The organism is Streptomyces sp. NPDC045022, assembly GCF_056432605.1.
Map to the genome: position 1 here is coordinate 92,892 of NZ_JBWKIR010000017.1, position 12,735 is coordinate 105,626.

Annotated in this window: 12 protein-coding genes; 7 read left to right on the plus strand and 5 right to left on the minus strand. The window is 70.3% G+C overall.

Annotated elements, in window-relative coordinates; translation table 11 throughout:
* Positions 1-52: 52 nt before the first annotated feature.
* Entirely contained in the window at positions 53-1,009 is a 957-nt protein-coding gene (locus AC07C1_RS27270; protein ID WP_478943114.1) for a DedA family protein, read from the plus strand.
* A gap of 19 nt (positions 1,010-1,028) precedes the next feature.
* Here the strand turns inward: AC07C1_RS27270 and AC07C1_RS27275 are convergent, their stop codons facing one another.
* Together AC07C1_RS27275 and AC07C1_RS27280 are read right to left on the minus strand one after the other, a co-directional pair.
* Positions 1,029-2,684, minus strand: a complete 1,656-nt coding sequence (locus tag AC07C1_RS27275) for a threonine/serine exporter family protein (protein ID WP_478943116.1) — start codon at positions 2,682-2,684, stop codon at positions 1,029-1,031.
* Between the two features lie 115 nt (positions 2,685-2,799).
* Entirely contained in the window at positions 2,800-3,291 is a 492-nt protein-coding gene (locus AC07C1_RS27280; RefSeq protein ID WP_010044289.1) for an inorganic diphosphatase, read from the minus strand.
* 169 nt (positions 3,292-3,460) lie between these two features.
* Between AC07C1_RS27280 and dacB the strand changes: the two genes are divergently transcribed.
* The 6 genes from dacB (at position 3,461) to folE (ending at position 11,042) form a co-directional block, all read left to right on the plus strand.
* Entirely contained in the window at positions 3,461-4,972 is a 1,512-nt protein-coding gene (gene dacB, locus AC07C1_RS27285) for a D-alanyl-D-alanine carboxypeptidase/D-alanyl-D-alanine endopeptidase (RefSeq protein WP_478943118.1), read from the plus strand.
* Between the two features lie 77 nt (positions 4,973-5,049).
* A complete protein-coding gene (locus AC07C1_RS27290; protein ID WP_478943120.1) occupies positions 5,050-6,183 on the plus strand; it encodes a zinc-dependent metalloprotease in 1,134 nt (377 codons plus the stop codon).
* A 190-nt stretch (positions 6,184-6,373) separates the two neighbouring features.
* Positions 6,374-7,432: a tRNA lysidine(34) synthetase TilS gene (gene tilS / locus AC07C1_RS27295; RefSeq protein ID WP_478943122.1), complete on the plus strand. Its 1,059-nt coding sequence runs from the start codon at positions 6,374-6,376 to the stop codon at positions 7,430-7,432.
* Positions 7,433-7,509: 77 nt separating this feature from the next.
* On the plus strand, positions 7,510-8,070 hold the full coding sequence (hpt, locus tag AC07C1_RS27300; protein ID WP_478943124.1) for a hypoxanthine phosphoribosyltransferase: 561 nt from the start codon (positions 7,510-7,512) through the stop codon (positions 8,068-8,070).
* A 217-nt stretch (positions 8,071-8,287) separates the two neighbouring features.
* Positions 8,288-10,327, plus strand: coding sequence for an ATP-dependent zinc metalloprotease FtsH (gene ftsH / locus AC07C1_RS27305; RefSeq protein ID WP_478943125.1), 2,040 nt, complete (start codon positions 8,288-8,290; stop codon positions 10,325-10,327).
* Between the two features lie 109 nt (positions 10,328-10,436).
* Positions 10,437-11,042, plus strand: coding sequence for a GTP cyclohydrolase I FolE (gene folE, locus AC07C1_RS27310; RefSeq protein ID WP_478943127.1), 606 nt, complete (start codon positions 10,437-10,439; stop codon positions 11,040-11,042).
* A 146-nt stretch (positions 11,043-11,188) separates the two neighbouring features.
* On the opposite strand, the gene AC07C1_RS27315 is transcribed toward folE, so the two are convergent.
* The 3 genes from AC07C1_RS27315 to folB are packed head-to-tail and all read right to left on the minus strand — an operon-like array spanning position 11,189 to position 12,703.
* On the minus strand, positions 11,189-11,677 hold the full coding sequence (locus AC07C1_RS27315; RefSeq protein ID WP_478943128.1) for a DUF3180 domain-containing protein: 489 nt from the start codon (positions 11,675-11,677) through the stop codon (positions 11,189-11,191).
* A 58-nt stretch (positions 11,678-11,735) separates the two neighbouring features.
* Positions 11,736-12,347: a 2-amino-4-hydroxy-6-hydroxymethyldihydropteridine diphosphokinase gene (folK, locus tag AC07C1_RS27320; protein WP_478943130.1), complete on the minus strand. Its 612-nt coding sequence runs from the start codon at positions 12,345-12,347 to the stop codon at positions 11,736-11,738.
* Entirely contained in the window at positions 12,344-12,703 is a 360-nt protein-coding gene (gene folB, locus AC07C1_RS27325; protein WP_356942354.1) for a dihydroneopterin aldolase, read from the minus strand. Before folB ends, folK begins: the two co-directional genes overlap by 4 nt.
* Positions 12,704-12,735 lie beyond the last annotated feature (32 nt).

Below are 12,735 nucleotides of genomic sequence, written 5' to 3' on the forward strand. Positions count from 1 at the left end.
GCTCGACGTTCAGCCGCCGTAGCCGCCTCATCCCCCTCAGGAGCCCGGACCCGTGATGACACTCGCCCTCGGCCCGAGCTGGCTCGATCCCAACTATCTGCTCCACACCTACAGCATCTGGGGCCTGCTGCTCATCGTCTTCGCCGAGTCCGGGCTGCTCATCGGGTTCTTCCTGCCGGGTGACTCGCTCCTGTTCACCTGCGGTCTGCTGATCACGTCGCACCAGCTGGACTTCCCGCTGTGGGGGGCGATCGCCCTGATCTGCCTCGCCGCGATCCTCGGCGACCAGGCGGGCTACATGTTCGGCAAGAAGGTCGGCCCGTCCCTGTTCAACCGTCCCGACTCACGCCTCTTCAAGCAGGAGAACGTCACCAAGGCGCACGAGTTCTTCGAGAAGTACGGCCCGAAGTCCCTGGTCCTGGCCCGCTTCGTGCCGATCGTGCGCACGTTCACGCCGATCATCGCGGGCGTCAGCGGCATGAAGTACCGCTCGTTCCTGACCTTCAACGTCATCGGCGGCCTCCTGTGGGGCGCGGGCGTCACCCTGCTCGGCTCCTGGCTGGGCAAGCACGACGTCGTCAAGAACAACATCGAGGCGATCCTCATCCTGATCGTCCTCGTCTCGGTGATCCCGGTCGCGATCGAGTTCCTCCGCGCACGCGGCAAGAACAAGAGGTCCGAGCAGGCGCGGCCGGAGGCTCCGCAGCGGCCCCAGACACCCCAGTACCAGCAGCCGCCGATGATGGACGACGCCACCACCCGCCTGCGCCGCATCGAGCCGGAACAGCCGTACGGCCACCAGCAGGAGCAGCCGTACCAGCAGCAGCCGCCGCAGCAGGAGCAGCCGTACCAGCAGCAGCCGCCGCAGCAGGAGCAGTACTGGAACCAGGGCTACGGCAACCAGTACTACGACCAGCAGCAGCATCCCCAGCAGCAGCACGACCAGCAGCAGTACGACCAGAACCGGTACGACCAGAACCAGTACCCGTACGACCACCGCCGGCCGTGAGGGGCGCGGGGAACCGCGCTCAGAAACCCCTCGTCCGCTTCGCGGCCCGGCGCTTCCCGGCGGAGCCGATCCGCAGGAACAGCCGCGAGATCTCCGATCCCAGGTTGACCCCGATGGCGATGGCCATGGCCAGTGACGCGGCCTTGGCCAGGGACACCAGCCCCTTGTCCACCTCGTTCTGCGCCATGGACAGCAGCCCGAAGTAGGTCGCCGAACCGGGCAGCAGCGGCCCGATCGCCGCCGTCGTGTACGGCAGCGCGGACGCGAACCGGTACCGCGACAGCAACTGCCCGAACAGGCCCACGAGCCCCGCCGCCACGGCCGTGGAAGCGACCGGCGAGATGTCACCGGCGTAGTGCATCGCGCCGTACACCGACCACGCGACGCCCCCGTTCAGGGTCACCCACAGCACGGTGGACCGTTCCTGCTGGAGCAGGACCGCGAAAGTCAGCGACAGCAGCATGGAGGCCGCGATCTGCACCAGCGGCCGTTCGGAGACGGCCAGCGCCGCGTCCGGGTTCAGCTCGCCGCCGACCTTCACGCCGAAGTACAGGACGACCAGCACCCCGGCGACGATGCCGACGAAGAAGTACATGACCTCCAGCAGGCGCGCCGAGGCGGTGATGTAGAAGCCCGTCAGGCCGTCCTGCACACCCGCCACCAGCGCCCGCCCGGGCAGCAGCGCGAACAGCCCACCGGTGACGACTGCGGACGCCTTCACGTCCACGTGCGCCAATGAGAAGGCCACCCCGATCGCCGCGGCCGGCATCGCCGCCACCGTGAACTGGTAGAACTCCGGCAGTCCCCGCCCCGCGCACAGCCACGCCAGCCGGTCGCCGAGCATCGCGCCCACCGCTGCGGCGACGAACACGATCAGGTCACCGCCGACCAGCACGGAGGCCGCACCGGCCAGCAGCCCGCTCGCCAGGGTCAGTGCCCAGCCGGGGTAGGGGTGCCGGTTGCGGCGCATCTCCACCAGGCGCCGGTAGGCCTCCTCCAGGGAGACATGGGTCTCCGGGTCGGTCAGATCGTCCACCAGCCGGAACACGGCCGCCAGACGGGTGTAGTCGGTGCCCCGCCGCCGTACGGTCCGGGACGCCGTCACCGGGTCATCCACCAGCGACGGCTGGTGCGAGATCGACAGCAGGGTGAAGGTGACGTTGGGCTCGCAGCGGTCCAGGCCGTACGACCGGCACACCGCGAACATCGCGGCCTCCACGTCCTCGGCGCCCTCGCCGCCCGCCAGCAGCAGCTCCCCGATACGCAGGGTCAGGTCGAGCACGCGCGGGACGGCCGGACCGCCCTCCTCCACGCGCTGCACCGGCTCCGGCGCCGGCCGCTCGGTCACCGGCATCCGCAGCATCGTGCGCATCCGGTCCTGCCACGGCGCGTCCTTGACCAGACTGACCAGCGGCACCCCGGCGGCCGGCGTGAACGCGGCCGGGGCGGTCTTGGCGCTGTAGGTGCGCGGCGTGCTGAACGCCGACCCCTCCGGCTCCGGGCTCGGCGGCTGCGGCACCTCCAGCCCCTTCGGCACGGCGAACTCGGAGGTCGTCTCCGGGTCGGCACCCGCCCTGGGAACGTCGAGGCCCACCGGAATGGCGAACTCGGACGTGATCTCCGGGTCGTACCGCGCCTCGTCCGACCGGGGCTTGCGGTCCTCCGCCTCCGTCACCTGCCACCGCTCCCTGAACGACACCTTCCGTAAGCCTCAGTATGCGCATGGGTACGCAAACGGGCCGCGCCACCCCACGCAGGGTGCCGCGGCCCGCGGAAGCCAAACCGGCCGGTCAGTGGCCGCCCTGCTCCTTGAAGCGCTTGTAGGACCGCTCGATCTCGATCTCGGCGTCCGTGCGGCCCACCCAGTTGGCGCCCTCGACCGACTTGCCGGGCTCCAGGTCCTTGTAGACCTCGAAGAAGTGCTGGATCTCCAGGCGGTCGAACTCCGACACGTGGTGGATGTCGCGCAGGTGCTCCACGCGCGGGTCGGTGGCCGGGACGCACAGCAGCTTGTCGTCGCCGCCCGCCTCGTCCGTCATCCGGAACATGCCGATCGCCCGGCACTTGATGAGGCAGCCCGGGAAGGTCGGCTCGTCCAGGATGACCAGCGCGTCCAGCGGGTCGCCGTCCTCGCCGAGGGTGTTCTCGACGAAGCCGTAGTCGGTCGGGTAGGCGGTCGAGGTGAAGAGACGACGGTCCAGGCGGATCCGACCGGTCTCGTGGTCCACCTCGTACTTGTTGCGCGAACCCTTCGGGATCTCGATCGTGACGTCGAACTCCACCGGTGGCTCCTCCATGATCAACACATAGTTCTGGTGGTTAAGTGTCCCTCACGCAGGTGTGTGATCGCGAAAGGGGCTGGTGGTCGTGCCAGAGCTGAGGCCTTGGCGAGCCGCGAGGCCGCAGGTGGTGCGGCTCGCGAACGCCGTACAACCGCGTCTGACGTGGGCCATGACGGCCGCGCGACCGCGGATCGCGTGGCTGGCGAACGCCGTACGACTCGGGCCTGCGCACCTCCCCCGTCCGCAGACCGTCAGGACCTGGCGGTACACCGCGGGCGCCGTCACCGCGGGCCTGGCACTGGCCGCCGGTGTGGTGACCGTGGCAGGCCCCTGGGACGCCGAGGGTCAGCGTACGGCCGAGCGGGACCGTGCCGCCGCCCTGGAGCGGTCAGGTGGCGCAGATCACGGCCGCTCGGGCACGACGACGGGGGCGCCGCGGCCCGCGCCGAGCGCCGCTCCGGTCCTGACGGGCCTGGGCGGCGTCGAGGGAGCCGTCGACACCAAGAAGGCCGCCCCCGGCGGAAAGGCTCTCCCGGACGTCCTGGGGCCCCTCCTGGACGCCTCCGTGCCGGGCGGCAGCCCCGCCGCCGCGGTCGTCGACGTGACGACCGGTGAACGGCTCTACGGCACCGACGCCGGCAAGTCCCTCACTCCGGCCTCCACCACCAAGATCGCCACCGCCGTCGCCGCCCTGTCCGCCCTCGGCGCCGACCACCGCCTCACCACCCGCGCCGCCCTCGAGCCCGACACCGGCGAACTCGTCCTCGTCGGCGGCGGCGACCCCACCCTCACCGCCCGTGGGAACAGCGACGGCTGGGCGAGCCTGCGCACGCTCGCCGCCGACACCGCGAAGGCGCTCCACCAGCGCGGCATCGACGAGGTCACGCTCTCGTACGACACGACGCTCTTCACCGGCCCCGCACTGCACCGCATCGGCGTCAACGAGAACCTCGCGCCCGTCAGCGCCCTCACCGTCGACGAGGGCCGCACCGACGGCTCCGTCCGCGGTCCGGTGATCCGCGTGGCCGACCCGGCGGCGGACGCGGCCGGCAAGTTCGCGGCCTGCCTCGAAGACGCCGGCATCAAGACCACGCATCCCGGCCCGTCCAAGGCCACCACCCGCGCCCAGACCCTCGCCACCGTCCTCTCGCCCCCGCTGTCCGCCCTGGTCGAGCGCATGCTGACCAACAGCGACAACGACATCGCCGAGGCCCTGGCCCGCCAGGCCGCTCTCGCCGGCGGCGAACCCGCGAGCTTCGACGGCGGTGCCAAGGCGATCGCCATGCAGTTGCGCAAGCTCGGCCTGCCGATGTCCGGCGCCTCCTTCCACGACGGCAGCGGCCTCGACCGGGACGACAAGCTGACGGCGAACCTCCTCACCGCCCTCCTCGCCAAGGCCGGCGACCCCGCCCGCCCGGGCCTGCGCCCCGTCCTCACCGGCCTCCCCGTCGCAGGCTTCACCGGCACCCTGACCAACCGCTACACCGACGGCGCGGCAGGCCTCGTTCGAGCGAAGACGGGCACGCTCACCGGGGTGAACACCCTGGCGGGCACAGTGGTCGACGCGGACGGTCACCTGCTCGCCTTCGCCTTCCTCACCGCCGACACGACGGACCCCCACATGACCCAGACGGTCCTGGACAGGACGGCCACGGCGCTGGCGGCATGCGGCTGCCGGTAACGCGGCGACGCCCCCGGCCCGCCCCGCCGGCCTCACACGGCCTGCCCCAAGTGGGGCCGCTCACGTACCGTTGACGCATGACTGGCTTCGGTGGCACCACATCTTCCGGGATGGTCGACTGGAACCTCGCGGTGGCGACCGCGACACGGCTCGTACGACCGGGCCCCGACGTCAGCCGCGAGGAGGCCAGGGCCGTCGTCGCGGAGCTGCGCCGGCACGCGAAGGCCTCGGAGGAACACGTCCGGGGCTTCACCCGTATGGCCACCGAGGAGACGCACGACACCCCGGTGCTCGTCGTCGACCGCCCCGGCTGGGTCCGCGCCAACGTCGCCGGCTTCCGCGAGATCCTCAAACCGCTCCTGGAGAAGATGCAGGAACGGCGCGGCGGCAACCCGGGCAGCGCGGTCCTCGGCGCCGTCGGCGGCAAGGTGACCGGCGTCGAACTCGGCATGCTGCTGTCGTTCCTGTCCTCCCGTGTTCTCGGCCAGTACGAGACGTTCGCCCCGGCCACCCGCGACCTCCCCGCCGGGGGGAACGGCGGCGGCCGCCTCCTCCTCGTCGCGCCCAACATCGTCCACGTCGAGCGTGAACTCGACGTCGAACCGCACGACTTCCGGCTGTGGGTGTGCCTGCACGAGGAGACCCACCGCACGCAGTTCACCGCCGTCCCCTGGCTGCGCGACCACCTCGAGGGCGAAATCCAGTCGTTCTTGGCGGAGACCGACGTCGACCCGATGACCTTCCTGGAGCGCATCCGGGACGCCGCCCAGTCCCTCGCCGGCGGCCGGCCCGAGGGCGAGGAGGAGGACGGCGGCCGCTCCTTCGTGGAGCTGGTGCAGACCCCCGCCCAGCGCGAGATCCTCGGCCGTCTCACCGCCGTGATGTCCCTGCTCGAGGGCCACGCCGACTTCGTCATGGACGGCGTCGGCCCCAGCGTCGTACCGACCGTCTCCGAGATCCGCGAGAAGTTCCAGCAGCGTCGCGCCAAGGGTGCCTCCCGCCTCGACCAGGCCCTGCGCAAGCTGCTGGGTCTGGATGCCAAACTCAAGCAGTACCGGGACGGCGAACGGTTCGTACGAGCGGTCGTCGGCGAGGTCGGCGTCGACGGCTTCAACCGCGTGTGGACCTCCCCGAACACCCTGCCCACCAAGGCGGAGATCGCCAAACCGGCGGACTGGGTCGCGCGGGTGCACCGCAAGGCCGAGTCGTGAACGGTATGGGGAGGTCGTGAGAGGAATCCAGCCGACGGCAGGCGAACGCCCCTTCAATCACCCGTCCGAGGGACCGTGAGTCATGCGTAGGCGTGCGATGCTCGGGGAACGCCCCGGTTCTGTCACCATCTACACACTCTGAGTGACCGAACTCGGGCTCACCCCCGAAACTTCATGAAGGGAACCGGACATGGGTCCCCATCCTGCGGTCGCGGCGATACGCCTGGCGGTCCGCCGCGTCCTCCACGACATCCTCAACGACCACCAGGCCTCCGGCGCGCACCCGGACGAGCAGACCTCCGGCGCACATCCGGACCGCACAGCCGAGCGGCTCCCCTCCCCGCTCGTGCTCGTCGCGTGCTCCGGCGGCGCCGACTCCATGGCGCTCGCGTCCGCCCTCGCCTTCGAAGCCCCCAGACTCGGCATCCGCGCCGGCGGCGTCACCGTCGACCACGGTCTCCAGCCCGGCTCCGACCTCCGCGCCGACGAGGTGGCCCTGCGCCTGCGCGGCATCGGCCTCGACCCGGTCGAGTCCGTCGCCGTGACCGTCGGCCGCGGCGGAGGGCCCGAGGCCGCCGCCCGGGACGCCCGCTACGCCGCCCTCGACGCGGCGGCCGAACGCCACGGCGCCGCCGCGATCCTGCTGGGCCACACCCGCGACGACCAGGCCGAGACCGTCCTGCTGGGCCTCGCCCGCGGCTCCGGTATCCGCTCCCTGTCCGGAATGGCCGCGGTCTCGGGGGCCGGCGGCCGTTACCGGCGGCCCTTCCTGCACCTCGACCGGCAGACCGCCCGCAAGGCGTGCATGGTCCAGTCCCTGCCGGTCTGGGACGACCCGCACAACGCGGACCCCGCCTACACCCGCTCCCGGCTCCGGCACGAAGGACTGCCCGCCCTGGAGAAGGCCCTCGGCAAGGGCGTCGTCGAAGCGCTCGCCCGCACCGCCCAGCTCTCCCGCGACGACGCCGACGCCCTCGACGCCTGGGCCGGCCAGGCCGAGGTCTCCGTACGGGACGCCGCGGGACGGCTGGAGTGCGCCAAGCTCTACGCGCTGCCGCCCGCCGTGCGCCGCCGGATCCTGCGCCGGGCCGCCATCGAGGCCGGTGCCCCGGCCGGTTCGCTGTTCGCCCGGCACATCGAGGAAGTCGACCGCCTGATCACCGGCTGGCGCGGCCAGGGAGCCATCAACCTCCCGGGCAAAGTCGTCGCCCAGCGGCAGGGTGGCAGACTGGTGATTCGGCAAGGCTGAATCCCGACCTCCCGGAGCGACCCTCCGGCGGCCGGTCCGGGCAGCCGGGGGCCGTAAGTGCGGGACGACCGAAAGTGATGCGGGTGGACGCGAAAGACATGGGTGAGGACCTCCAGCAGGTGCTCATCACCAAGGAAGAGATCGACGCGAAGCTGGGCGAGCTGGCCGCGAAGATCGACGCGGAGTACGCGGGCAAGGACCTGCTCATCGTCGGCGTCCTCAAGGGCGCCGTGATGGTCATGGCGGACCTCGCCCGGACGCTGTCCACCCCCGTCACCATGGACTGGATGGCCGTGTCCTCCTACGGCGCGGGCACTCAGTCCTCCGGTGTCGTCCGGATCCTCAAGGACCTCGACACCGACATCAAGGGCAGGCACGTCCTGATCGTCGAGGACATCATCGACTCCGGTCTGACGCTGTCCTGGCTGATCAACAACCTCGGCTCCCGCGAGCCCGCCTCCCTGAAGGTGTGCACGCTGCTGCGCAAGCCGGACGCCGCCAAGGTCGCCATCGACGTGGAGTGGGTCGGCTTCGACATCCCGAACGAGTTCGTCGTCGGCTACGGCCTCGACTACGCCGAGAAGTACCGCAACCTGCCGTTCGTCGGTACGCTCGCGCCCCACGTCTACGGCGGCTGAGCCGGACCGGGCCCGCGGCTGAGCCAGTCGGCCCAAGCCCGGTAGGACGATCGGGAACCCCGGCGGGTTCCGCGCCGTTGAAGCATGCAGAGACGGGTTTCCCAGCCGTCGAAGCGGCTTCGTGCGGCTTCGGACAACAATGCTGGGGTACCGTCAGAAGAACTGTCTTATCAAACTCACTGTGGCAGGAGGGACGGGGCGGCATCGCTCCGTATGGATGGACGTGAAGCGATACTTCCGTGGGCCGGTCATGTGGATCGTGCTGGCCGTCCTTGCCGTGGTCGTGTTGATGCAGGTCGTCGGCTCGTCCGGCGGCTACAAGACGGTGGACACCGGCCAGGTCGTGGCGGCGATCAATGACAACAAGGTCGAATCGGCCAAGCTCACCACCGGTGACGAGCAGACCATCAAGGTCACGCTCAAGGACGGCTACAAAGTCCAGGGCAGCTCGAAGATCCAGGCGAGCTACATCGGCGACCAGGGCGTGACCATCGCCGGCACGCTGCAGACCAAGTACCAGGACAAGCAGATCACGGACGGCTACACGGTGTCGCCGTCCAAGCAGAACCCGTTCCTCGGCGTCCTGCTCTCGCTGCTGCCCTTCGTTCTGATCGTGGTCGTCTTCCTGTTCCTGATGAATCAGATGCAGGGCGGCGGCTCCCGGGTCATGAACTTCGGCAAGTCCAAGGCCAAGCTGATCACCAAGGACACCCCGAAGACCACCTTCTCCGACGTCGCCGGCTGCGACGAGGCCGTCGAGGAACTCCACGAGATCAAGGAGTTCCTGCAGGAGCCGGCCAAGTTCCAGGCGGTCGGCGCCAAGATCCCCAAGGGTGTGCTCCTCTACGGCCGCCCGGGTACCGGTAAGACGCTCCTCGCGCGCGCCGTCGCGGGTGAGGCGGGCGTCCCCTTCTACTCGATCTCCGGTTCCGACTTCGTCGAGATGTTCGTCGGTGTCGGTGCCTCCCGAGTCCGTGACCTGTTCGAGCAGGCCAAGGCGAACGCCCCGGCGATCGTCTTCGTCGACGAGATCGACGCGGTCGGCCGCCATCGCGGCGCCGGCCTCGGCGGCGGTCACGACGAGCGCGAGCAGACGCTGAACCAGCTGCTCGTCGAGATGGACGGCTTCGACGTCAAGGGCGGCGTCATCCTGATCGCCGCCACCAACCGGCCGGACATCCTCGACCCGGCTCTGCTGCGTCCTGGCCGTTTCGACCGCCAGATCGCGGTCGACCCGCCGGACCTGCAGGGCCGCCTGGAGATCCTCAAGGTCCACCAGAAGGGCAAGCCGGTCGCCCCCGACGTCGACCTGGCCGCCGTCGCCCGCCGCACCCCCGGCATGACCGGTGCCGACCTCGCCAACGTGCTCAACGAGGCAGCGCTGCTCACCGCCCGCGGCGACCAGAAGCTGATCGACAACAGGGCGCTGGACGAGGCGATCGACCGCGTGGTCGCGGGCCCGCAGAAGCGGACCCGGATCATGTCGGACAAGGAGAAGAAGATCACCGCGTACCACGAGGGCGGACACGCCCTGGTCGCGGCGGCCTCGCCGAACTCCGACCCGGTCCACAAGATCACGATCCTGTCCCGCGGCCGCGCCCTCGGTTACACGATGGTCCTGCCCGACGAGGACAGGTACTCGACCACGCGCAACGAGATGCTCGACCAGCTCGCCTACATGCTGGGCGGCCGTGCGGCCGAGGAACTGGTCTTCCACGACCCGACCACCGGTGCCGCCAACGACATCGAGAAGGCCACCAACCTGGCCCGCGCGATGGTCACGCAGTACGGCATGACCGAGCGGCTCGGCGCGATCAAGTTCGGCGGCGACAACAGCGAGCCCTTCCTCGGCCGTGAGATGGCTCACCAGCGCGACTACTCGGAAGAGGTCGCCGCGCTGGTCGACGAAGAGGTCAAGAAGCTCATCGAGACCGCGCACAACGAGGCCTGGGAGATCCTGGTCGAGAACCGCGACGTGCTCGACCAGCTCGTCCTCCACCTGCTGGAGAAGGAGACCCTGGGCAAGCAGGAGATCGCCGAGGTCTTCGCCCCGATCGTCAAGCGCCCGCCGCGGCCCGCCTGGACCGGCTCCTCCCGCCGTACGCCCTCGACCCGCCCGCCGGTGCTCTCCCCGAAGGAGCTGGCACTGACCAACGGTGCGAACGGCGCGACGGCCGCGATCAGCACGGTCAAGTCCACCGCCACGGAGTCCGCCCCGGTGACGGAGCAGACCCCGGAGGACCGCACCGAGAGCTGACCCTTTCGGCCAAAGGGCCGGAATGAATGCCGCGCCTCCCAGGTTTTAGCCTGGGGGGCGCGGCATTTCCGTATGCCCGCGGGTAAGACGTACAGGAACGAGGCATCAGATGACCGACCCCGTGACGCTGGCCGGCGATGGCTTCATCGGCGAGTTCGACGAGAAGCGCGCCGAGAACGCCGTACGCGAACTCCTGATCGCGGTCGGTGAGGACCCCGACCGGGAGGGCCTGAGGGAGACGCCGGGCCGGGTGGCGCGGGCGTACCGGGAACTCCTGGCAGGACTGTGGCAGGAGCCCGAGGACGTTCTGACGACGACGTTCGACCTGGGGCATGACGAGATGGTCCTGGTGAAGGACATCGAAATCGTCAGCTTGTGCGAGCACCATCTGCTGCCGTTCCACGGCGTGGCGCACGTCGGCTACATCCCGGCCGAGACCGGCAAGATCACGGGCCTGTCGAAGCTGGCGCGGCTGGTCGAGGTGTTCGCTCGTCGCCCGCAGGTGCAGGAACGACTCACCACCCAGATCGCCGACTCCCTCATGCGGATCCTCGAGGCACGCGGCGCGATCGTCGTGATCGAGGCCGAGCACATGTGCATGTCGGTGCGGGGGATCCGCAAGCCCGGTGCCAAGACGACCACGTCGGCGGTGCGCGGCCAGCTCCGGGACGCTACGACCCGTGCCGAGGCAATGAGCCTGATACTGGCGCGTTGACCTGATGGGCACCTGATGGCCAGTGGTGCCCGATCGTCCCTCGATCGGTGGTCGATCAGTGATCGAGGGTCGTCTGGGCCGCTCGCCGGGCGCCTTGGGCCGTCAGCACCGGGCCGTCAGCAGGGGGCCGTCAGCGCTGGTGGCGGTCAGGCCGCCGGTGCCGCGCCCGGGTGGTTCTGGTCGTCGTCCTCGGGGAGTTTGCAGACCCGCTCCAGGAACAGGGCCGCCGCTATCACGGCGAGGCCCGCCAGGACCGAGAAGCCGGCGTAGATGGCCTGGTCGCGGCGGGCGGGGATGTCCAGGAGTTCCAGGAGGAAGACGCCGGTGCCGCCGTACATGCCGGCGACGAGGGCGGCGACCAGGGCGCTCGCCTGGCCGAAGACGACCGCGCGGGCGGCCATCAGGGGGTCGACCCCCTTCGCCTCGGGGCGGCGCTCGCGCTGGGCCTTGAGCCGGGCGCGCAGTGAGAGCGCCGTCGAGAGCAGGACCACGGCGATCAGCGCCAGGACGATCGGCGCGGCCAGGGGGACGCTGGGGAGTGTCCCGATCGAGTTCCAGAGGCGGGCGCCCGCCCAGGACAGGATACCGGCCACGATGAACACGCCGACCAGCACCCTGATGCGCAGCTCTCTCACGGTGTCCCTTCAGTTCCCCCGGACCGGTCCCGGATCGTGGTCGTCTTGACCTTAACGACTACTCGGGCAGTCGGAGTTCCAGGTCCCCGCGCGCCTCGACGCCCTCGCGGGTGAGAGCCGCGAGGAGATCGGCCACGGTGCCCCGGCCGGGCAACTGGGCCTGCGGGTCCACGTCGTGCCACGGAGCGAGCACGAAGGCCCGCTCGTGGGCGCGCGGGTGGGGCAGGGTGAGGTGCGGGTCGTCGGAGGTGACGTCGGCGTAGGCGACGATGTCGACGTCCAGGGTGCGCGGACCCCAGCGTTCGTCGCGGACGCGGTTGAAGGCCTCCTCGACGGCGTGGGCCCGCTCCAGCAGGGAGGAGGGGGGCAGGGTGGTCTTGAGGACCACGACCGCGTTGAAGTACGACGGCTGGCTGCCCGGCTCCACGCCCCACGGCTCGGTCTCGTACACCGGGGAGACGGCCTTCACGCGGACGCCGGGGGTGTCCTCCAGCGCGTCGACGGCACCCTGGAGGGTCTCCAGGCGGTTGCCGAGGTTGGAGCCGATGGAGATCACGGCCCACTTCGGGTTGCTCAGTGTCGTGTCGGCGGCGTCGACCTGCTCGACGACCGAGGCGGGCACCGGCTGGACGGTCGGGTCGCTGTGACCCTGGATGAACGGTCGGGTCATACTCGGCTCCGGGTGATCGTGACGGTCACGTCGTCGAAGGGCACGGTGATCGGCGCGTCCGGCTTGTGGACGCAGACCTCGACCTCGTGGACCCCTTCGTGCTTCAGGCAGGTCTGGGCGATCCGCTCGGCGAGCGTCTCGATGAGGTTCACCGGCTCGCCCTCGACCACGGCCACGACCTCCTCGGCCACGATGCCGTAGTGCACGGTCTTCGCCAGGTCGTCGTCGGCCGCGGCCGGCCGGGTGTCCAGGCCGAGGACGAGGTCGACGATGAAGGTCTGGCCCTCCTCGCGCTCCTTGGGGAACACACCGTGGTGCCCGCGGGCCTTGAGGCCGCGCAGCGCGACACGATCCACGCGAATCACTCCTGCAATCGTCGGGAACGACC

Bases quoted from the DNA above. Each gene is read 5' to 3' on its own strand.
- dacB (WP_478943118.1), top strand. From the start codon at position 3,461: ATGACGGCCGCGCGACCGCGGATCGCGTGGCTGGCGAACGCCGTACGA.
- AC07C1_RS27290 (WP_478943120.1), top strand. From the start codon at position 5,050: ATGACTGGCTTCGGTGGCACCACATCTTCCGGGATGGTCGACTGGAAC.
- tilS (WP_478943122.1), top strand. From the start codon at position 6,374: ATGGGTCCCCATCCTGCGGTCGCGGCGATACGCCTGGCGGTCCGCCGC.
- hpt (WP_478943124.1), top strand. From the start codon at position 7,510: ATGCGGGTGGACGCGAAAGACATGGGTGAGGACCTCCAGCAGGTGCTC.
- ftsH (WP_478943125.1), top strand. From the start codon at position 8,288: ATGGACGTGAAGCGATACTTCCGTGGGCCGGTCATGTGGATCGTGCTG.
- folE (WP_478943127.1), top strand. From the start codon at position 10,437: ATGACCGACCCCGTGACGCTGGCCGGCGATGGCTTCATCGGCGAGTTC.
- folK (WP_478943130.1), bottom strand. From the start codon at position 12,347: ATGACCCGACCGTTCATCCAGGGTCACAGCGACCCGACCGTCCAGCCG.